Annotated in this window: 19 protein-coding genes; 11 read left to right on the forward strand and 8 right to left on the reverse strand. The window is 71.8% G+C overall.

The annotated features are described in order from the left end of the window. Window positions 1-141: 141 nt before the first annotated feature. On the reverse strand, window positions 142-636 hold the full coding sequence (locus ACZ4WZ_RS16130) for an inorganic diphosphatase (protein ID WP_361600844.1): 495 nt from the start codon (window positions 634-636) through the stop codon (window positions 142-144). A 194-nt stretch (window positions 637-830) separates the two neighbouring features. Between ACZ4WZ_RS16130 and dacB the strand changes: the two genes are divergently transcribed. The 7 genes from dacB (at window position 831) to ACZ4WZ_RS16165 (ending at window position 8660) form a co-directional block, all read left to right on the forward strand. Beyond that, window positions 831-2270: a D-alanyl-D-alanine carboxypeptidase/D-alanyl-D-alanine endopeptidase gene (gene dacB, locus ACZ4WZ_RS16135; protein ID WP_467890454.1), complete on the forward strand. Its 1440-nt coding sequence runs from the start codon at window positions 831-833 to the stop codon at window positions 2268-2270. A 56-nt stretch (window positions 2271-2326) separates the two neighbouring features. Further along, window positions 2327-3472, forward strand: a complete 1146-nt coding sequence (locus ACZ4WZ_RS16140) for a zinc-dependent metalloprotease (RefSeq protein ID WP_467890456.1) — start codon at window positions 2327-2329, stop codon at window positions 3470-3472. 199 nt (window positions 3473-3671) lie between these two features. Continuing rightward, window positions 3672-4703 (forward strand): tRNA lysidine(34) synthetase TilS, encoded by a 1032-nt coding sequence (gene tilS, locus ACZ4WZ_RS16145; protein WP_467890458.1) that lies wholly within the window; start codon window positions 3672-3674, stop codon window positions 4701-4703. 66 nt (window positions 4704-4769) lie between these two features. Then, window positions 4770-5330 carry a hypoxanthine phosphoribosyltransferase gene (gene hpt / locus ACZ4WZ_RS16150; RefSeq protein ID WP_007264874.1) on the forward strand — a complete coding sequence of 187 codons (561 nt, stop codon included), beginning with the start codon at window positions 4770-4772 and terminating at the stop codon, window positions 5328-5330. Between the two features lie 206 nt (window positions 5331-5536). After that, window positions 5537-7576 (forward strand): ATP-dependent zinc metalloprotease FtsH, encoded by a 2040-nt coding sequence (gene ftsH / locus ACZ4WZ_RS16155; protein WP_467890462.1) that lies wholly within the window; start codon window positions 5537-5539, stop codon window positions 7574-7576. Window positions 7577-7672: 96 nt separating this feature from the next. Next, a complete protein-coding gene (gene folE / locus ACZ4WZ_RS16160) occupies window positions 7673-8281 on the forward strand; it encodes a GTP cyclohydrolase I FolE (RefSeq protein WP_467890464.1) in 609 nt (202 codons plus the stop codon). Between the two features lie 4 nt (window positions 8282-8285). Next, window positions 8286-8660 (forward strand): hypothetical protein, encoded by a 375-nt coding sequence (locus ACZ4WZ_RS16165; RefSeq protein ID WP_467890466.1) that lies wholly within the window; start codon window positions 8286-8288, stop codon window positions 8658-8660. A gap of 9 nt (window positions 8661-8669) precedes the next feature. Here ACZ4WZ_RS16165 and ACZ4WZ_RS16170 read toward each other — a convergent pair whose 3' ends face one another. The 6 genes from ACZ4WZ_RS16170 to ACZ4WZ_RS16195 all read right to left on the reverse strand — a co-directional run bounded on the left by ACZ4WZ_RS16170 (window position 8670) and on the right by ACZ4WZ_RS16195 (window position 14173). Continuing rightward, a complete protein-coding gene (locus ACZ4WZ_RS16170) occupies window positions 8670-9155 on the reverse strand; it encodes a DUF3180 domain-containing protein (protein ID WP_467890469.1) in 486 nt (161 codons plus the stop codon). 43 nt (window positions 9156-9198) lie between these two features. Next, complete coding sequence (folK, locus tag ACZ4WZ_RS16175; RefSeq protein WP_467890472.1) at window positions 9199-9807, reverse strand: 2-amino-4-hydroxy-6-hydroxymethyldihydropteridine diphosphokinase; 609 nt, start codon at window positions 9805-9807, stop codon at window positions 9199-9201. Further along, complete coding sequence (folB, locus tag ACZ4WZ_RS16180) at window positions 9804-10163, reverse strand: dihydroneopterin aldolase (protein WP_030010912.1); 360 nt, start codon at window positions 10161-10163, stop codon at window positions 9804-9806. Before folB ends, folK begins: the two co-directional genes overlap by 4 nt. 131 nt (window positions 10164-10294) lie before the next feature. After that, complete coding sequence (locus tag ACZ4WZ_RS16185) at window positions 10295-10738, reverse strand: nuclear transport factor 2 family protein (RefSeq protein WP_467890475.1); 444 nt, start codon at window positions 10736-10738, stop codon at window positions 10295-10297. A gap of 43 nt (window positions 10739-10781) precedes the next feature. Continuing rightward, complete coding sequence (gene folP / locus ACZ4WZ_RS16190) at window positions 10782-11654, reverse strand: dihydropteroate synthase (protein ID WP_467890478.1); 873 nt, start codon at window positions 11652-11654, stop codon at window positions 10782-10784. Window positions 11655-12319: 665 nt separating this feature from the next. Continuing rightward, window positions 12320-14173 carry a phosphatidylglycerol lysyltransferase domain-containing protein gene (locus ACZ4WZ_RS16195; protein WP_467890481.1) on the reverse strand — a complete coding sequence of 618 codons (1854 nt, stop codon included), beginning with the start codon at window positions 14171-14173 and terminating at the stop codon, window positions 12320-12322. 152 nt (window positions 14174-14325) lie between these two features. On the opposite strand from ACZ4WZ_RS16195, the gene ACZ4WZ_RS16200 reads away from it, so the two are divergent. Further along, window positions 14326-15435, forward strand: coding sequence for an alpha/beta hydrolase (locus tag ACZ4WZ_RS16200; RefSeq protein WP_467890484.1), 1110 nt, complete (start codon window positions 14326-14328; stop codon window positions 15433-15435). Between the two features lie 92 nt (window positions 15436-15527). Here ACZ4WZ_RS16200 and ACZ4WZ_RS16205 read toward each other — a convergent pair whose 3' ends face one another. Then, the gene (locus ACZ4WZ_RS16205; RefSeq protein WP_467890487.1) at window positions 15528-16490 is read right to left on the reverse strand and encodes an ABC transporter ATP-binding protein; all 963 of its coding nucleotides are present in this window, start codon (window positions 16488-16490) and stop codon (window positions 15528-15530) included. Window positions 16491-16651: 161 nt separating this feature from the next. Here ACZ4WZ_RS16205 and ACZ4WZ_RS16210 point away from each other — a divergent pair, with 161 nt between their 5' ends. From ACZ4WZ_RS16210 to ACZ4WZ_RS16220, 3 genes are all read left to right on the forward strand, one after another. Then, complete coding sequence (locus tag ACZ4WZ_RS16210; protein WP_467890490.1) at window positions 16652-17344, forward strand: ABC transporter permease; 693 nt, start codon at window positions 16652-16654, stop codon at window positions 17342-17344. A 4-nt stretch (window positions 17345-17348) separates the two neighbouring features. Further along, window positions 17349-18014, forward strand: coding sequence for an ABC transporter permease (locus ACZ4WZ_RS16215; RefSeq protein ID WP_467890493.1), 666 nt, complete (start codon window positions 17349-17351; stop codon window positions 18012-18014). A gap of 65 nt (window positions 18015-18079) precedes the next feature. Further along, window positions 18080-19063, forward strand: coding sequence for an ABC transporter substrate-binding protein (locus tag ACZ4WZ_RS16220; protein ID WP_467890496.1), 984 nt, complete (start codon window positions 18080-18082; stop codon window positions 19061-19063). Window positions 19064-19083 lie beyond the last annotated feature (20 nt).

Consider the following 19083-nt stretch of genomic DNA (forward strand, 5'->3'; position numbering starts at 1 on the left):
AACCAGCCCCACACCACCCCCTTATCGCCCTTTTTCCCCCTCCACCCCCCCCCCTCCCCCACAACCCCCTTCTCCTCTCCTCTCCCCCCCGGGGGGGGGGGCCCCCCCCCGCAGCGGTCAGGCGTTACCGAGCGGCGCAGCTCAGTGGTGGCCGCCCTGGGCCTCCAGGCGCTTGTACGAGGCCTCGATCTCGGCCTCGGCCTCGGTGCGGCCGACCCAGTTCGCGCCCTCGACCGACTTGCCCGGCTCCAGGTCCTTGTAGACCTCGAAGAAGTGCTGGATCTCCAGGCGGTCGAACTCGGAGATGTGGTGGATGTCGCGCAGGTGCTCGACACGCGGGTCGGAGGCCGGCACGCACAGCAGCTTGTCGTCGCCGCCCGCCTCGTCCGTCATGCGGAACATGCCGATCGCGCGGCACTTGATCAGGCAGCCCGGGAAGGTCGGCTCGTCAAGGATGACCAGCGCGTCCAGCGGGTCGCCGTCCTCGCCGAGGGTGTTCTCGACGAAGCCGTAGTCCGTGGGGTAGCTGGTCGAGGTGAAGAGGCGACGGTCCAGACGGATCCGGCCGGTCTCGTGGTCCACCTCGTACTTGTTCCGCGAACCCTTGGGGATCTCGATGGTGACGTCGAACTCCACGTCCTGCTCCTCCATGATCAGCTCCGGCCTCGTGCCGAAGCTTGATTGCTTCGAGTGATAGCGCGTCCGGCCCAGCCTCCCCGGCCGGAGGCCGGGGGAGTACCCCCAGCCGGGTGGGGTGCCATGCTCGCGGCAAGACGCAGTGGTTAAGTGTCCCTCACGCATATGTGTGATCGCGAAAGGGGCTGGTTGAGGTGCCATTGGTCAAGACGTGGCAGCTCATCGCGGGGTCGGCCGTCGCCGGCCTCGCCCTCTCGGCGGCGGCGGTGGCCACCGCCGGTCCGTGGGACTCCGGCCAGCGTAAGGCCGAGCGGGCGAGGGCCGCCTCCTGGGACCGTACGGGTGGTGCAGATCACGCCGCCGGAGCCCCGCCGCAGGCCGCGCCCAGCGCCCCCGGAGTGCTGGCCGGGCTCGGCACCCGCACGGCCGCCGACGGCGGGGCGCTCGCCGGGACGCTGGCCCCGCTGCTGGCGGACCCGGCGCTGGGCACCGTACGCGCGGCCTCGGTGGTCGACACCGCGACGGGCCGGGTGCTCTACGAGTCCGGGGCTGGCGAGGCCATGACCCCGGCCTCCACCATCAAGATCGCCACCGCGAGCGCCGCCCTGGCCGCGCTCGGCCCCGAACACCGGATCCGGACCACGGTGGCCCCCGGAGCCGGCCCCGGGGAGATCGTCCTGGTCGGCGGCGGCGACCCCTCCCTCACCGCCAGGAAGAAGAGCCCCGCCGGCTCCGGCGGCAGCCTCGTCGCCCTCGCCGCCGACACCGCCCAGGCCCTCAAGGCCGCCGGCACCGACACCGTGACCCTCGGCTACGACGACTCCCTCTACACCGGCGCCGTCCGCCACCCGATCGGCCGCAACGACAACATCGCCCCCGTCACCGCCCTCACCGCCGACGAGGGCCGCCCCGGCAACACCTCCCAGGCCGGAGCTCCCGGGGCGGACTCCGCCGCCGGGCCCGCCGCACGCACCGACGACCCCTCCGGGGACACCGCCCGCGCCTTCGCCGCCCTGCTGCGCGACCGCGGCATCAAGGTGAACGGCGAACCCGCCGGGGCGAAGGCCCCGGCCGGGGCGCAGCCCCTGGCCACCACCCTCTCCACCCCGCTCGCCGGGCTCGTCGAGCGGATGCTGACCCACAGCGACAACGACATCGCCGAGGCCCTCGCCCGCCAGACCGCCCTCGCCGCCGGCAAGCCCGCCAGCTTCGAGGGCGCCGAGCAGGCCGTTTCCGAGAAGCTGGCCTCCCTCGGCGTCGACCTCACCGGCTCCCGCTTCGCCGACGGCAGCGGCCTCAACCGCGCCGACAAGGTCAGCCCCCGCCTCCTGACGGGACTGCTCGCCAAGGCGGCCGACCCCCGCCACCCGGAGCTGCGGCCGGTCCTGACCGGACTGCCCGTCGCCGGCTTCACCGGGACCCTGCGCGCCCGCAACGCCGGCTCCTCCCCGGCAGCCGGCCTGCTGCGGGCCAAGACCGGCACCCTGACCGGCGTGAACTCCCTCGCCGGGACCGTCGTCGACCCGTCCGGGCGCCTGCTCGCCTTCGCCTTCCTGACCGCGAACGCCCCCGACGGCCCCGCCGCGGAGAAGGGGCTCGACAAACTGGCCGCCGCCGTCGCGGTCACTTCGTAGCGCATCGGGCCGCGGAGGGGGGTCCGCCACGGCGCGGGTCCACGTACGGTTGACGCATGACGAGCATCGGTGGTGCGGAGATGGTCGACTGGAACCTCGCGGTGGCGACCGCGACCCGGATCGTACGGCCGGGTCCGGAGGTCAGCCGTGACGAGGCCCGGGCCGTGGTGGCGGAGCTCCGCCGGCATGCCAGGACCTCCGAGGAGCACGTGCGCGCGTTCACCCGGATGATCCCCGAGGGCTCGCCCCTCCCCGACACCCCCGTCCTCGTCGTCGACCGGGCCGGCTGGGTCAGGGCCAACGTCGCGGGCTTCCGCGAACTGCTCGGCCCGCTCCTCGGCAAGATGCAGGACCGCCGCTCCGCCACCCCCGGCGGCGCCGTCATCGGCGCGGTCGGCGGCAAGGTCACCGGTGTCGAGCTGGGCATGCTGCTCAGCTTCCTGGCCTCCCGCGTGCTCGGCCAGTACGAGACCTTCGCGCCCGTCGGCCCCGACCTGCCGGGCGGCGCCGCCACCGGCGGCCGGCTGCTGCTCGTCGCCCCCAACATCGTCCACGTGGAGCGCGAGCTCGAAGTGGACCCGCACGACTTCCGGCTCTGGGTGTGCCTGCACGAGGAGACGCACCGCACCCAGTTCACGGCGGTGCCCTGGCTGCGCGCCCATCTGGAGGGCGAGATCCAGACCTTCCTCGCCGCCACCGAGATGGAGCCCGGAGCCGTCCTCGAGCGGCTGCGCGAGGCCGTCCAGTCCTTCGCCGGAGCCCGCGCCGAGGGCGAGCGCGGCGACGAGGCCCCCTCCCTGGTGGAACTCGTCCAGACACCCGAGCAGCGCGAGGTGCTCGCCCGGCTCACCGCCGTCATGTCCCTGCTGGAGGGCCACGCCGACTTCGTCATGGACGGGGTCGGACCCGAGGTGGTCCCCTCCGTCGCCGAGATCCGGGAGAAGTTCCAGCAGCGCCGGGCCAGCGGCGCGGGCCGCCTCGACGTCGCCCTGCGCAAGCTGCTCGGCCTCGACGCCAAGCTGCGCCAGTACCGCGACGGCGAGCGCTTCGTACGGGCCGTCGTCGGCCAGGTCGGCATGGACGGCTTCAACCGGGTGTGGACCTCGCCGAACACCCTGCCCACCAAGGCCGAGATCGCCCGGCCCGCGGACTGGGTGGCCCGCGTCCACCGCAAGGGGGGCGCGGGGAGCGGAGAAGGATGAAGCCGGAGGCGTAAACATGTCTCACTGGGGGAAGCAGCATCACCCTTCCGAGGGACCGTGAGGCGTGGAAGGGCGTGCGATGCTCGGGGAACGGCTCGGTTCTGTCACCATCGACGCACTCTGAGTGACATTCCGCATCTTCCCCGCGCAACACCCGAAGCCTCCTCCGAGCATCCGAACTCCACGAAGGGCACCGGACATGGGTCCCCATCCTGCGGTCGCGGCGATACGCCTGGCGGTCCGCCGCGTACTCCACGACGTCCTCACCGGCCTCACCGACAGTCCCTCCCCCCGCGCCACGGCAGGCACCGCGCCGCTGGTCCTCGTCGCCTGCTCCGGCGGCGCGGACTCGATGGCGCTCGCCTCCGCCCTCGCCTTCGAGGCCCCCAAGCTCGGCATCCGGGCCGGCGGCATCACCGTCGACCACGGCCTCCAGGCCGGCTCAGACCTGCGCGCCGCGGAGGTCGTCTCCCGCATGACCGCGCTCCGCCTCGACCCGGTGGAGTCCGTCGCCGTGCGCGTCGGCCGCGAAGGCGGACCCGAGGCCGCCGCCCGCGACGCCCGCTACGCCGCCCTGGACGAGGCCGCGGACCGGCTCGGAGCCTGCGCCGTGCTGCTCGGCCACACCCGCGACGACCAGGCGGAAACCGTCCTGCTGGGCCTCGCCCGCGGCTCCGGCATCCGCTCGCTGTCCGGCATGGCCGAAGTCAGCGGAGGCCCCGGCCGCACCCACCGCTACCGGCGCCCGTTCCTCCAGATCGACCGGCAGACCGCCCGCAAGGCCTGCATGGTCCAGTCGCTGCCCGTCTGGGACGACCCGCACAACCTCGACCCCGCCTACACCCGCTCCCGGCTGCGCCACGAGGGACTGCCCGCCCTCGAGAAGGCGCTCGGCAAGGGAGTCGTGGAAGCGCTCGCCCGCACCGCCCAGCTCTCCCGGGACGACGCCGACGCCCTCGACGCCTGGGCCGCCGACGCCGAGGCGGGGGTGCGCGACGAGGACGGCCGCCTGGAGTGCGCCAAGCTGTACGCGCTGCCCCCGGCCGTCCGCCGCCGGGTGCTGCGCCGCGCCGTGGTCGCGGCGGGCTCCCCCGCCGGCTCGCTCTTCGCCCGGCACATCGAGGAAGTCGACCGCCTCATCACCGGATGGCGGGGCCAGGGCGCCATCAACCTGCCCGGCCGCGTCGAGGCCCAGCGGCAGGGTGGCAGACTTGTCATCCGGCAGGGCTGATTGGTGCTGAAACACGGCTGAGTCCTCCGGGGGCACCCCCCGGAGCCCCGGCCGACAACGAAAGTGATGCGGGTGGACGAGAAGGACATGGGCAACGACCTCCAGTCGGTGCTCATCACCAAGGAAGAGATCGACGCGAAGCTGGCCGAGCTGGCCGCGAAGATCGACGCGGAGTACGCGGGCAAGGACCTGCTCATCGTCGGTGTGCTCAAGGGCGCCGTGATGGTGATGGCGGACCTGGCGCGCGCCTTGTCCACCCCGCTCACCATGGACTGGATGGCGGTGTCCTCGTACGGCGCCGGGACCCAGTCCTCGGGCGTGGTGCGGATCCTGAAGGACCTCGACACCGACATCAAGGACAAGCACGTCCTGATCGTCGAGGACATCATCGACTCGGGCCTGACCCTGTCCTGGCTGCTGTCGAACCTGGGCTCCCGCCAGCCGGCCTCCCTGAAGGTCGTCACGCTGCTGCGCAAGCCCGAGGCCGCGAAGGTCGCCATCGACGTCGAGTGGGTCGGCTTCGACATCCCGAACGAGTTCGTCGTCGGCTACGGCCTCGACTACGCGGAGAAGTACCGCAACCTGCCGTTCGTCGGCACGCTCGCCCCGCACGTCTACGGCGGCTGACCCCGTCCTTCGCGGACGTCGTCACCGGCGGCGCCCCCGGGGAACCCGGGGGCGGCTTCCGACGTTGGAGCTTGGGAAGGCGGGTCTGTCAGCCGTCCCACGAGGCCACGGGTGACAATTCAGGGGTACATTCCGAAGAACAGTCTTTACTCACAGCAGCATTTACCTACGGGCAGGAGGGACGGGGTGCCCGGCACCCCGTATGGATGGACGTGAAGCGATACTTCCGTGGGCCGGTCATGTGGATCGTGCTGGCCGTCCTCGCCGTGGTCGTGTTGATGAACGTCGTCGGCTCCGGCGGCGGCTACAAGTCGGTGGAGACCAGCGAGGTCATCAAGGCGATCAACAGTGGCCAGGTGGACAGCGCCAAGCTGACCACCGGTGACAGCCAGATGATCAAGATCGAGCTGAAGAAGGGCCAGAAGCTCGGCAACAACAGCGGCACCAAGTTCCAGGCCAACTACATCGGGGATCAGGGCGTCCAGCTCGCCCAGAACCTCCAGACCAAGTTCGAAGCCGGTCAGATCCCGGACGGCTACTCCGTCACGCCGGACAAGACCAGCCCGTTCCTGAGCGTGCTGCTCTCGCTCCTGCCCTTCGTCCTCATCGTCGTCGTCTTCCTGTTCCTGATGAACCAGATGCAGGGCGGCGGCTCCCGGGTCATGAACTTCGGCAAGTCCAAGGCGAAGCTCATCACCAAGGACACCCCGAAGACGACGTTCGCCGACGTCGCGGGCTCGGACGAGGCCGTCGAGGAACTCCACGAGATCAAGGAGTTCCTCCAGGAGCCGGCGAAGTTCCAGGCCGTCGGCGCCAAGATCCCCAAGGGTGTGCTGCTCTACGGCCCGCCCGGCACCGGCAAGACCCTGCTCGCGCGTGCCGTCGCGGGCGAGGCCGGCGTTCCCTTCTACTCGATCTCCGGTTCCGACTTCGTCGAGATGTTCGTCGGTGTCGGTGCCTCGCGTGTCCGTGACCTGTTCGAGCAGGCCAAGGCCAACGCGCCGGCGATCGTCTTCGTCGACGAGATCGACGCCGTCGGCCGGCACCGCGGTGCGGGCCTCGGCGGCGGTCACGACGAGCGCGAGCAGACCCTCAACCAGCTGCTGGTCGAGATGGACGGCTTCGACGTGAAGGGCGGCGTCATCCTGATCGCCGCCACGAACCGCCCCGACATCCTCGACCCGGCGCTGCTGCGCCCGGGCCGCTTCGACCGCCAGATCGCGGTCGACCGTCCCGACATGCAGGGCCGTCTGGAGATCCTCAAGGTCCACCAGAAGGGCAAGCCGGTCGCCCCGGACGTCGACCTCTCGGCCGTCGCCCGCCGCACCCCCGGCTTCACGGGTGCCGATCTGTCCAACGTGCTGAACGAGGCGGCCCTGCTGACCGCCCGCTCGGACAAGAAGCTGATCGACAACCACATGCTGGACGAGGCGATCGACCGCGTCGTGGCGGGCCCGCAGAAGCGGACCCGGATCATGTCGGACAGGGAAAAGAAGATCACCGCGTACCACGAGGGCGGACACGCCCTGGTCGCGGCGGCCTCCCCGAACTCCGACCCGGTCCACAAGATCACGATCCTGTCCCGCGGCCGGGCCCTGGGCTACACCATGGTCCTGCCCGACGAGGACAAGTACTCGACCACGCGCAACGAGATGCTCGACCAGCTCGCCTACATGCTGGGCGGGCGCGCGGCGGAGGAACTGGTCTTCCACGACCCGACCACCGGCGCCGCGAACGACATCGAGAAGGCCACGGCGACGGCCCGCGCGATGGTCACCCAGTACGGCATGACCGAGCGCCTCGGCGCCATCAAGTTCGGCGGGGACAACACCGAGCCGTTCCTGGGCCGCGAGATGTCGCACCCGCGGGACTACTCGGAAGAGGTCGCGGCGCTGGTCGACGAAGAGGTCAAGAAGCTCATCGAGACCGCGCACAACGAGGCCTGGGAGATCCTGGTCGAGAACCGGGACGTCCTGGACAACCTCGTCCTCGCGCTCCTGGAGAAGGAGACGCTGGGCAAGGAGGAGATCGCGGAGATCTTCTCCACGATCGTGAAGCGTCCGGCCCGCCCGGCGTGGACCGGTTCCTCCCGCCGTACCCCCTCCACCCGTCCGCCGGTGCTCTCGCCCAAGGAGCTCCAGCTGACGAACGCCGCGAACGGCACCGCGGCGGCCGCGGCCGCCGCCGCGCCGGTCTCGACGGAGAAGGGCATCGAGGTGGCCCCGGAGGACCGCCCCGAAGCCTGACCCACCCGGAATGGAAGCCGCGCCCCCCAGGTTCTAGCCTGGGGGGCGCGGCACATTTGCACGAAGGCCGCGCGTGCGCACAGGAACGAGGATGAGATGACCGACCCAGTGACCCTGACCGGTGGCGAGGGCACGATCGGCGAGTTCGACGAGAAGCGCGCCGAGGCGGCCGTCCGAGAGCTCCTGATCGCGGTCGGCGAGGACCCGGAGCGGGAAGGCCTCCTGGAGACCCCGGCGCGCGTGGCGCGGGCGTACAGGGAGATATTCGCCGGCCTCTACCAGAAGCCCGAAGAGGTCCTGACCACGACGTTCGACCTCGGCCACGACGAGATGGTCCTGGTGAAGGACATCGAGGTCATGAGCTCGTGCGAGCACCACCTGGTCCCCTTCCACGGCGTGGCCCACGTCGGTTACATCCCGTCCACCGACGGCAAGATCACCGGACTGTCCAAGCTGGCCCGCCTCGTGGACGTGTACGCCCGCCGCCCCCAGGTCCAGGAGCGGCTGACCACGCAGATCGCGGACTCCCTGATGGAGATCCTGGACCCGCGCGGCTGCATCGTGGTCATCGAGTGCGAGCACATGTGCATGACCATGCGCGGCGTCCGCAAGCCGGGCGCGAAGACCATCACCTCGGCGGTCCGCGGGCAGCTGCGCGACCCCGCGACCCGCAACGAGGCCATGAGCCTCATCATGGCGCGCTGAACCGGTGGCGGAACCCGCCGTCTGGGAGCCGCTGAGCGAGGACGTACGGCGCACCCTGGAGCTGCTGCTCGACGGCGGATCCGACGTCCACCGGGCCCTGCGGGCGCAGATCCCGTACACCGAGATGCGGGACGGCGGCTGCGCCTGTCCCTGCGTGTACCTGCGGGTGGACACCACGGCGGCGGCGGCCGCGCCGACCGGCCGGCGCTTCGGCCCCGTCGCCGGGGCCTCCCTGCTCGGCCCGGACGGCGGCTACGACGGCGAGGCGACCCTGTTCGCCTTCGAGGGCGCCCTGGCGGACCTCCAGTTCTGCGACTGGGAGGACCGCGGGCCCGGGCCGCGTCCGCTCTGGGAGTGGCTGGGGGACCGTTACGAGTGAGCCCCCGGGTCAGGCGGTGGCCGGGGCCTTGCCCGGGTCGTCGTCCTCGGGGAGCTTCAGGACGTGCTCCAGGAAGAGCGCGGCGGCCACCACGGCGGCTCCGGCGATGACCGAACCCCCCGCGTACCAGGCCTGGTCGCGGCGGGCGGGGACGTCCAGGGCATCGGTCAGCAGGAAGACGCCGACGCCGCCGTACATGCCCGCGACCAGGGCCGCGACCAGGGCGCTCGCCTGGCCGAAGACCACGGCCCGGGCCGCCATCAGCGGCTCCACGCCCTTGGCCCCCGGCCGGCGCTCGCGCTGGGCCTTCAGACGGGCGCGCATCGACAGGGCCGTCGCCAGCAGCACGGCGGCGATCACCGCCAGCACGATCGGCGCGGCCAGCGGGACGCCCGGCAGGGTGCCGTACGCGTTCCACAAGCGGGCGCCCGCCCAGGACAGCACACCGGCGCTCGCGAAGATGCCCGCCAGGACCGCCGGCCTCAGTTGCTTCACTTGCACATCCCCACTCGGTGACTGGTACCGCACAAGCTAACGGCTATTCCGGCAGGCGGAGTTCCAGGTCGCGGCGTGCCGTGACACCGGTGAGCCCGATCGCGGCCAGCAGCTCCGCGACGGGGCCGCGGCCCGGCAGCAGGGCCCCGGCGTCGATGTCGTGCCAGGGGGCCAGCACGAAGGACCTCAGGTGCGCCCGGGGGTGCGGGAGGGTCAGCACGGGGTCGTCGGAGACCACGTCGGCGTACGTGACGATGTCGACGTCGATCGTGCGCGGCCCCCAGCGCTCCTCGCGGACCCGGTCGAAGGCCTCCTCGATGGCGTGGGCCCGCTCCAGCAGCGACGAGGGCGGCAGGGTGGTCTTCAGCGCGACGACGGCGTTCAGGTACGAGGGCTGCGAGCCGGGCTCGACGCCCCACGGCTCCGTCTCGTAGACGGGGGAGACGGCCTTGACCCGCAGCCCCGGGGTGTCCCCGAGGGCGTCGATGGCGCCCTGGAGGGTGTCCAGGCGGTTGCCGAGGTTCGCGCCGAGCGCGACGACGGCCCACTTGGGGTTGGACAGGGTGACGTCCGCCGCGTCGACCGTCTCGACGACGGAGGCGGGTACGGGCTGGACCGTGGGGTCGCTCTGGGCGTTCAGTCCGTTGTTCATGCGCGGCTCCGGGTGATCGTGATGGTCACGTCGTCGAAGGGGACGGTGATCGGCGCGTCCGGCTTGTGCACGACGACCTCCACCTGCGCCACGGCCTCGTGCTTGAGGCACTGCTGGGCGATCCGCTCGGCGAGGGTCTCGATCAGGTCCACGGGCTCGCCCTGGACCACGTCCACGACCTCCTCCGCGACGACCCCGTAGTGCACGGTCTTGGCCAGGTCGTCCCCGGCGGCCGCCGGGCGGGTGTCCAGGTGCAGCACGAGGTCGACGATGAAGGTCTGGCCCTCCTCGCGCTCCCGGGGGAAGACGCCGTGGTGCCCGCGAGCCTTGAGGCCGCGCAGCGCGACACGATCCACGCGAATCACTCCTGCTTTCGTAGGTTCTTCCGGTCCCGGGACTCCCCGGGGCCATGGGCCTACGCCGAGTGCGGTCGGCGTCGTCCACCTTCGAATTTACCTGCGATAAACCCGGGGCCCCGCCCTTGGGGTCAGCCGGAGCCCTCTTCTTCCTCGTCATCGGAGTCCGTGAGCACCGGAGAACCGTGGTGGGACCACAGTCGCCAGCCCTCCGGTGTGCGTCGGAACACATTCGTGGCGACGACCAGCTGGCCCACCAGCGGACCCAGCTCCCCGGCCTCCTCGGCCGGGCCCCCGCTGAGGATGTTCTCGGTACAGGTGACCAGGGCCGTGTCGCCTATGAGGGCCACCTTGGTGTCGGTCAGGAAGAACTGGATGTACTCGGTGTGGGACATGATCAGCGCGTACGAGCGCAGCACCTCGCCCCGCCCCGAGAGCACCGGCCACCCGGGGTGGACGCAGGAGATCTCGTCCTCGAGCCAGAGCGCCGACAGCGTGTCGAAGTCCCCCTGCTCCATGGCCGCGTAGAAGGCGGTGTTGGCCTCTTCCACGGCTTCGATGTCGGTACGGCTCACCGTGCCCCTTCCCTGTACGTCCGGCGGGTGTGCGTCCGGCGGGTCACAGAGCCCCTTCCACGGCACGGGCCACCCGAACCGCGTCGGCGGTCGCCCGTACTTCGTGCACCCGTACGGCCCAGGCGCCCTGGTGCGCGGCGATCGCCGAGACGGCGGCGGTGGCGGCGTCCCGCTCGCGGGCCGGCGGCGGGGCGGCGTCGGGGGCGGCGGCCAGGACCCGGCCGAGGAAGCGCTTGCGGGACGCGGCGACGAGGAGGGGGAAGCCGAGGGCCCGCAGCTCGGGGAGGCGGGCGACCAGGGCCAGGTCGTGCTCGGCGTTCTTGGCGAAGCCCAGGCCCGGGTCGACGATGAGCCGCTCGGGGGCGATGCCGCCGGAGACGACGGCGTCGATGCGGGTGCGGAGCTCGGCGGTGACCTCCGCGAGGACGTCGTCGTAGACGGCGAGGCGGTTCATGCCGTCGCTGAAGCCGCGCCAGTGCATGACGACGAAGGGGACCTCGGCGGCGGCGACGGCGGGAACCATCCCGGGGTCGGCGAGGCCGCCGCTGACGTCGTTGACGAGCGCGGCGCCGGCCGCCACGGCCTGGGCGGCGACGGCCGCGCGCATGGTGTCGACGGAGACGGTGACCCCCTCGGAGGCCAGGCCCCGCACGACGGGGACGACGCGGCGGAGCTCTTCCTCGGCGTCGACGCGGGAGGCGCCGGGGCGGGTGGACTCGCCGCCGACGTCGACGAGGTCGGCGCCCTGGGCGACGAGCTCGAGGCCGCGCTTCACGGCGGCGGTGGTGTCGAACCACCGGCCGCCGTCGGAGAAGGAGTCCGGGGTGACGTTGACGACGCCCATGACCGCGCAGCGGTCCCAGTCGGGCAGCCCTGTGACGTTGCCCCTGGGGGCCGGCCCGAGGTTGCTGTTCATGGGCTCCAGGGTAGAGCCCTTGCCCCGGCCGGGCGGTTGCCCCTTCTCCACGCGCCGCTCGCGCGGCTCGGCCGTGGCCGGCCACGCCTTCTCCACGCGCCGCTCGCGCGGCTCGGCCGTAGCCGGCCTCCCCGGCTTCGCGCCGCTGCGCCGGACTCCGTCCGGCGGAGCCGCGGCGGGGGGTGCGGCCGGGGCCTGTGGTCGCCTGCGGGTGGGAGGGCCGCTGCGCGGAGCGGTCCCCTCCCCGCCCTTCGCCCGTTCCCCCGGGGCTGCGCCCCGGACCCCGTTCCCGGTGGCTGCGCCCCCGGGCCCCTGCTCCGTTCCCCGGGGCTGCGCCCCGGCCCCCGTCTCCTGGGGGCTGCGCCCCCACCCCCGCGCCTCAAACGCCGGCGGGGCTGGAAGGCCCGGACGTCGGCGGGCCCGGAAGGGCGAACGCCGGCGTGGCTCGGGAACGCCGAACGCCGGCGGGGCTGGAATCTCCAGCCCCGCCGGCGTTTGAGGCGCGGGGTCCGGGCAGGGCCCGGGGAACGGTGGAAGGGCGGGGAGGGGACCGCTCCGCGCAGCGGCCACCACCCGCCGGGCGGGCCACCGGCCCGACATGGACCACCCCGGACGGAGTCCGGCGCGGCGGGGCCGAGGGCCACCCCCCCCCGCGCCGGGAGGGGTTACGCCACCTGGATCTCGCGTTCCTGCTGGGACGGGACCTTCGCCGTGTGGATGGTGTGGGCGCAGGTGCGGACCGGCTTGGGACGGCGACGGCTGGCGAACAGGCGCGGCAGCGCCAGCGTCACGAAGCCCTCGGCCTGCATCACGGCGAAGCCGATGCGCGGCAGGTCGCGGTTGTGCCGGAAGACCATGAAGCGCGGCTCCCAGCGGGGGCGGAACTTCTCGTTGAACTTGTACAGCGACTCGATCTGGAACCAGCGCGAGAGGAAGACCAGCAGCCCGCGCCAGGCCCGCAGGACCGGTCCGGCGCCGATCTTCTCACCGCGGGCGAGGGCCGAGCGGAACATCGCGAAGTTCAGGGAGACCTTCTCGATGCCCAGCTCGGGGGCCTGCTGGAGGGAGGCGACGATCAGCAGTTCGTTCATGCCGGGGTCGGCGCCCCGGTCGCGGCGCATCATCTCCAGCGACATGCCGTCCTTGCCCCACGGCACGAAGTGCTGGATGGCCTTGAGGTCGCCGAAGGGGCTGCTGTCGCCCTCCTCCACGCGGTGCGCGGTGGCGATGATGCAGTCACCGTCGCCCGGGTCGCCGACGCGGCCCAGGGCCATGGAGAAGCCGCGCTCGGTGTCGGTGCCGCGCCAGGCCTCGGCGGCGCCGCGTACGGCCGTCAGCTCCTCCTCGGTGAGTTCGCTGACCCGGCGGACCTTGGTGGTGTAGCCGTTGCGCTCGATGCGCTTGACCATCTGGCGGACGTTGCGCATCGGGCGGCCCGACAGGGAGAAGTCTTTGACGTCGACGATGGCCTCGTCACCGAGCTCCAGGGCGTCCAGGCCGGTCTCTCGGGTCCAGACCTCGCCGCCGGTCTCGCTGCAGCCCACGACGGCCGGGGTCCAGGAGTGGGCCTTGGCCTCCTCCATGAACCGCTCGATGGCGCCGGGCCAGGCCTCGACGTCGCCGACCGGGTCGCCGGAGGCGAGCATCACGCCGGAGACCACGCGGTAGGTGACGGCGGCCTTGCCGCTGGGGGAGAAGACGACGGCCTTGTCGCGGCGGAGCGCGAAGTGGCCGAGGGAGTCGCGGCCGCCGTGCTTGGTGAGCAGCTCGCGCAGCTTCGCCTCGTCGTCGGAGGTGAGCCGGGCGGCCGGGTGCTCGGGGCGGAAGGCCAGGTAGATCGTGGTGACGGCGGTCAGCATGCCGAGGGCGCCGAGGGAGTACCCGACGGTCCAGGAGACCCGGCCGGCGTAGTCGACGGGGCCCTCGAAGCCGAAGAGACCGTAGACGACGTGGGTGATCTGCTCGTACAGGCTGGGGCGGCCGACGACCTTGCTCGGGTGCACGTTGACGATGACCAGGCCCAGGCCGATGGAGCCGGCGCTCATCAGGACGAAGTTGGCCAGGGCCTTCCAGCGGCTGCGCGGGTCCGGCAGGGCCTTGAATTCAGCCTGGTGGCGCACCAGCAGCGCGAGGAGGACGGCCGAGATCACCACGCCGATGACGGAGTGGCGGTACGCGAACTGTGCGACGGCGCCGGCGGGCAGCAGGATGACGGCGGCCCGCCAGGCCCGCCGCTTGCGGCGCTTGAGACCGTGCGCGAGGAGCAGGATGAGCACGCCCGCGCTGATGGACAGGGCCGCGGCGAAGGGGCCCAGGGAACCGGGCAGCACCTCGGTGACCGCGTGGATCCGGCTGTGGCGGAATCGCGGGAAGACGCCCGCCGCGATGTCCAGAAGGCCGACGATCATGACGGCCGTACCTACGAGACCGGGCACCGACTCCGGCCGTGGTCCGCGGAAGATTCGCCGGACCGTACTCGGAACCTGTCCCGACTTATCGCCATCTATCCTGCTAGACATCGCTTCCCGTTGCTCCGCGAGAGATCATGTGGCCGAAGGCCGTGACAGCCTCCGGAGTGTGGTGCGTCCATTAGGACGACATCCGCGGGGAGCGGGTTCACTCTTCCGTCGGAAAAATCCAGTCCTGCCATCAGAAAGTCGACTGACTGCTCATGGGTCTCACCAGTAATACGGTTCTGGTCCTGGCCATCATCGCGGGCGTGGCCCTGTTCGCGGTCACGGTCTGGGCCTGGCCGAAGCTCTCGGGGCGCGGCGTGCGCGCGGTTCTCAGCCGGATCGGCCTGCTGCTCGCGACCCAGCTGGCGCTGTTCTCGGCAGTCGGTCTCGCGGCGAACAAGTCGTTCCTCTTCTACGGATCGTGGGCCGACCTGTTCGGCCAGGAGACCGCCGTCGGCAAGGTCGTCGACCACTCGATGAGCAGCAAGGACATCAAGGTCGTCGACAAGCAGAAGCTGGACGTGCCCGGCGGGGGCAAGCCCCAGGTCGGCGGCCAGATCCTGAAGGTCTCCATCACGGGCCAGAAGTCGAAGATAACGAGCCCCGGCTACGTCTGGCTGCCGCCGGAGTACTTCCAGCCGCAGCACAAGGACCAGAACTTCCCGGCGTCGATCGTGCTGACCGGCTACCCGGGCACCGCCGAGAACCTGATCAAAGGGCTGAACTACCCGATGACGGCCTTCAAGCAGGCCAAGGCGGGCAAGATGAAGCCGATGATCCTGGTCATGCTGCGCCCGACCATCGCGCCGCCGCGCGACACGGAGTGCGTGGACATACCCGATGGCCCGCAGACCGAGACGTTCTTCGCGCAGGACCTGCCGCAGGCCATCCAGTCCACCTTCCGGGTGGGCAAGAAGCCGGAGAACATGGGCTTCATCGGGAACTCCACGGGTGGCTACTGCGCCCTGAAGATCGCCGCGCACCACCCGCAGACCTTCGGCGCGGGCGTGGGCCTGTCCGCTTACTACAAGGCGGCGGACGATGCGACGACCGGTGACCTGTTCCACGGCGACGACAAGCTGAAGGCCCGCGCGGACGTCCTCCAGAGCCTCCAGGCCAAGAAGCCGACCGGTACGTCCTTCCTGGTCACGACCAGCGAGAAGGGCGAGGACAACCTGAACGACACCAAGAAGTTCATCAAGCTGGTCAAGGGCCCGGACCGGGTCTCGTCGATCATCCTCGAGAGCGGCGGCCACAACTTCAACACCTGGCGCCGTGAGATCCCGCCGATGCTGGTGTGGCTGAGCGGCCGGATCCAGGCCTGAGCCGCACGCGGTGATCAGGACGTACGTGAAGGGCCCGGCTCCGGCCGGGCCCTTCGCGCGTCCGCGGGGCTCCGGGTCGCGGTGCGCGGGCGTCAGGCGTCCTGGTGGCCGGCCCGGCGCAGCGCCCGGTGGACGCCGGCGGGGGTCAGTACGCCGGCCGGCGCGCCGGAGTCCGGGTCCGTGACGCCGATCCGGCCGGAGTCCTCCTGGAGCAGGGCGGCGAGGGCCTCGCGCAGCGACGCCCCCAGGGGCACCGAGGTGGTGGGGGCCGGACCCTCGGCGGCCGTCACGTCTGCCGCTGTGACCGGGGTGACGGCGAGCCGCTTGAGCCCCCGGTCGGCGCCGACGAACGAGGCGACGTACGCGCTGGCCGGCGCGGCGAGCACGGCGGCCGGGCGGGCGAGCTGCTCGATGGTGCCCTCCCCGTAGACCGCGATCCGGTCGCCGAGCCGGACGGCCTCCTCCAGGTCGTGCGTGACGAGCAGGATCGTCTTGCGGACGGTCCGCTGGAGGGCCAGGAACTCGTTCTGCAGCCGTTCGCGCACCACCGGGTCCACCGCGCCGAACGGCTCGTCCATCAGCAGGACAGGCGGGTCCGCCGCGAGGGCGCGGGCCACGCCGACGCGCTGGCGCTGCCCGCCCGACAGCTGCTGCGGGTACCGGCCCCCGTACACGGCCGGATCCAGCCCCACGAGTTCGAGCAGTTCGGCCGCGCGGGCGCGGGCCTTCGCCTTCGGGGTGCCGATCAGCTGCGGCACGGTCGCCGTGTTCTCCAGCACCGTCCTGTGCGGGAACAGCCCGACCTGCTGGATGACGTAGCCGATGCGGCGGCGCAGCTCGACCGGGTCGGCGGCCGCGATGTCCTCGCCGTTCAGCAGGATCCGTCCCGAGGTCGGCTCGATCAGCCGGTTGACCATCTTCATCGTGGTCGTCTTGCCGCAGCCGGACGGGCCCACCAGCGTCACCAGCTCGCCCTCCGCGACCTCGAAGGACAGGTCCTCCACGGCCGTCGTGCCGTCGGGGTACCGCTTGGTCACTCGCTCGAATCGGATCACCCCGCCATCCTCCCCCAGCGGTCCGCCCGGATGGGCGAAGGGTTCGTCAGGGGAGTGTTGCGACTGTGCGAATGATTCCGGCCATCACGGGCACCGGGGGTTATGGTCGCTCGAGGGCCGGTCTCCGGCACACGCGTGCGAGGGGAAGGGGGGTGGGCGGCATGGCCGGACAGGGCTGCCTGGTGGCGAACGACTGGTTCTGCTGGGAGTACGTCAGCTCCCGCTCGACGGAACTCGCCGACGCTACGGCCGAGCACGTCTGGATCACCGCGGTGTCGGTGCTCATCGGCGTCGCCGTGGCCGTGCCGCTCGCGCTGCTGGCCCGCCGCGGCCGCCGCTGGGCGGCCCCCGTGCTGGGCCTGACGACCCTGCTGTACACGATTCCCTCGCTCGCCATGTTCTCGCTGCTGCTGCCCTTCTTCGGGCTGTCGGCGGCGCTCGTGGTGACGGGCCTGGTCCTGTACTCGCTGACGATCCTGGTCCGCAACGTCCTGGCCGGCCTGGAGGCCGTCCCCGAGGACGTACGCGAAGCCGCGCGCGGCATGGGCTACGGCCCGGCCCGGCTGCTGTGGCAGGTCGAACTCCCGCTGGCGCTGCCGGCACTGCTCGCCGGGGTCCGGATCGCCACCGTGTCGACCGTGGCGCTGACCACCGTCGGCTCCATCGTCGGCAAGGGCGGTCTGGGCAACCTGATCGCTCCCGCCGTGAACAGCTCCTTCAAGGCCCAGGTGCTCACCGCCTCGGTGCTGTGCGTGCTGCTCGCGCTCGCCGCCGACCTGCTGCTGCTCGGCGTGCAGCGGCTGCTGACCCCGTGGACGCGCCCCGGCCGTTCCGCGAAGGCCGAGGGGGCGTGAGGGCATGGGCGTGATGGCGCGGGCCTGGGACTGGCTGGCCGACGGGGCCAACTGGTCCGGCGAGTCCGGGGTGTGGCACCGGCTCGGGGAGCACGTCTACGTCAGCGGGATCGCCCTGGCCATCGCCTGTGCGGTGGCCCTGCCGGTCGGGCTGTGGCTCGGCCACCTCGGCAAGGGCGGCACGCTCGCGGTGAACGTCTCCAACGCCGGGCGCGCCGTACCGGTGTTCGCGGTGCTGGCCCTGTTCATGGTCTCGCCGCTGCGCAGCGCGGGCTACGTCCCGACCATCGCCGCGCTCGTGCTGTTCGCGGTTCCGCCGCTGCTGACCAACGCGTACGTCGGCATGCGCGAGGTGGACCGCGCGGTGGTCGAGGCGGCCCGGGGCATGGGCATGTCCGGCCGCCAGCTCTTCCTGCGGGTGGAACTGCCGCTCGCGCGGCCGCTGGTGATGACCGGGCTGCGCTCCGGTGCCGTGCAGGTCATCGCCACCGCCACGATCGCGGCGATGGTCGGCCAGGGCGGCCTGGGCCGGATCATCACCGCCGGCTTCAACACGTACGACACCCCGCAGGTGGTGGCGGGCGCCGTGCTGGTGGCCCTGCTGGCCCTGGTGGTGGAGGGCGTCCTGGTGGCGGCGGACCGGCTGCTGCCGCGGGTCCCGTCGCGCTGAGGCGCGGCCGCCGTGCCGCGGCCCTCCCCGGCCCGCGGCCCTTCCCCTGATTCCTAAGGAGCATGATGAGCAAGTCCACGCGCATCCTCGGCGCGACCCTGGGCGCGGTGGCCCTGACCGTTTCGCTCGCCGCGTGCGGGGGCGAGAGCCTCGAGACGTCCAGGGACGGCGGCTCCTCCGCGGCGCCGGCCGGGGGCGGCAAGGGCAGGCTGGTGGTGGGAGCGGCGGGCTTCACCGAGTCCAACGTGCTGGCCGAGCTGTACGCGCAGCTCCTGAGGGGCGCCGGCTACGACACCTCCATCACCACCGTCAACAACCGGGAGCTGTACGAGCCGTCGCTGGAGAAGGGCGAGATCGACGTCGTCCCGGAGTACGCGGCCACGCTCGCGGAGTTCCTGAACGCCAAGGTGAACGGCCCGAACGCGGCCAAGGAGAAGCCGGTCGCCTCCAGTGACGCGGCGGCGACGGTCGCGGCACTGGAGAAGCTGGCGCAGCCGCTCGGGCTGAAGGCGCTGCCGGCGGGCGCGGCGGTCGACCAGAACGCCTTCGCGGTGAGCCGGGAATTCGCGCGGAAGAACAACCTCAAGTCCCTTTCCGATCTTGGAAAGTCGGGGCTGAAGGTGAAGATCGCGGCGGGTGACGAATGCGCCGTCCGTCCCTTCTGCGCACCGGGGTTGGAGAAGACGTACGGAATCCAGGTCGCCGGCATCGACCCCAAGGGAGTCGGCACCCCGCAGGCGAAGCAGGCCGTCAAGGACGGGGTGGACCAGCTGGTGCTGACCACCACCACCGACGCCACCCTCGACGGCTACGGCCTGGTCCTGCTGGAGGACGACAGGAAGCTCCAGAACGCCGACAACGTGCTGCCGGTCGTCAACGCCAAGGACGCCGGAGCCCCTGAGGTCGCGGCCGCCCTCGACGGGCTGACCAAGGTGCTGACGACCGCCGACCTCGTCGAGCTGAACCGCAAGGTGGACGCGGAACGCGCGAAGCCGGCGGACGTCGCGAAGTCCTATCTCGACTCCAAGGGCCTTCTGCGGAAGCAGTAGTTCCGTGTTTGTTCGCCAAT

It is taken from the genome of Streptomyces sp. NPDC029122 (genome assembly GCF_055569445.1).

Coding starts and splice junctions, on each gene's coding strand:
- tilS (WP_467890458.1), top strand. CDS start 3,672: ATGGGTCCCCATCCTGCGGTCGCGGCGATACGCCTGGCGGTCCGCCGC.
- ACZ4WZ_RS16210 (WP_467890490.1), top strand. CDS start 16,652: ATGGCCGGACAGGGCTGCCTGGTGGCGAACGACTGGTTCTGCTGGGAG.
- hpt (WP_007264874.1), top strand. CDS start 4,770: ATGCGGGTGGACGAGAAGGACATGGGCAACGACCTCCAGTCGGTGCTC.
- ACZ4WZ_RS16195 (WP_467890481.1), bottom strand. CDS start 14,173: ATGTCTAGCAGGATAGATGGCGATAAGTCGGGACAGGTTCCGAGTACG.
- folP (WP_467890478.1), bottom strand. CDS start 11,654: ATGAACAGCAACCTCGGGCCGGCCCCCAGGGGCAACGTCACAGGGCTG.
- ftsH (WP_467890462.1), top strand. CDS start 5,537: ATGGACGTGAAGCGATACTTCCGTGGGCCGGTCATGTGGATCGTGCTG.
- folK (WP_467890472.1), bottom strand. CDS start 9,807: ATGAACAACGGACTGAACGCCCAGAGCGACCCCACGGTCCAGCCCGTA.
- ACZ4WZ_RS16200 (WP_467890484.1), top strand. CDS start 14,326: ATGGGTCTCACCAGTAATACGGTTCTGGTCCTGGCCATCATCGCGGGC.
- ACZ4WZ_RS16140 (WP_467890456.1), top strand. CDS start 2,327: ATGACGAGCATCGGTGGTGCGGAGATGGTCGACTGGAACCTCGCGGTG.
- ACZ4WZ_RS16215 (WP_467890493.1), top strand. CDS start 17,349: ATGGGCGTGATGGCGCGGGCCTGGGACTGGCTGGCCGACGGGGCCAAC.
- ACZ4WZ_RS16220 (WP_467890496.1), top strand. CDS start 18,080: ATGAGCAAGTCCACGCGCATCCTCGGCGCGACCCTGGGCGCGGTGGCC.
- folE (WP_467890464.1), top strand. CDS start 7,673: ATGACCGACCCAGTGACCCTGACCGGTGGCGAGGGCACGATCGGCGAG.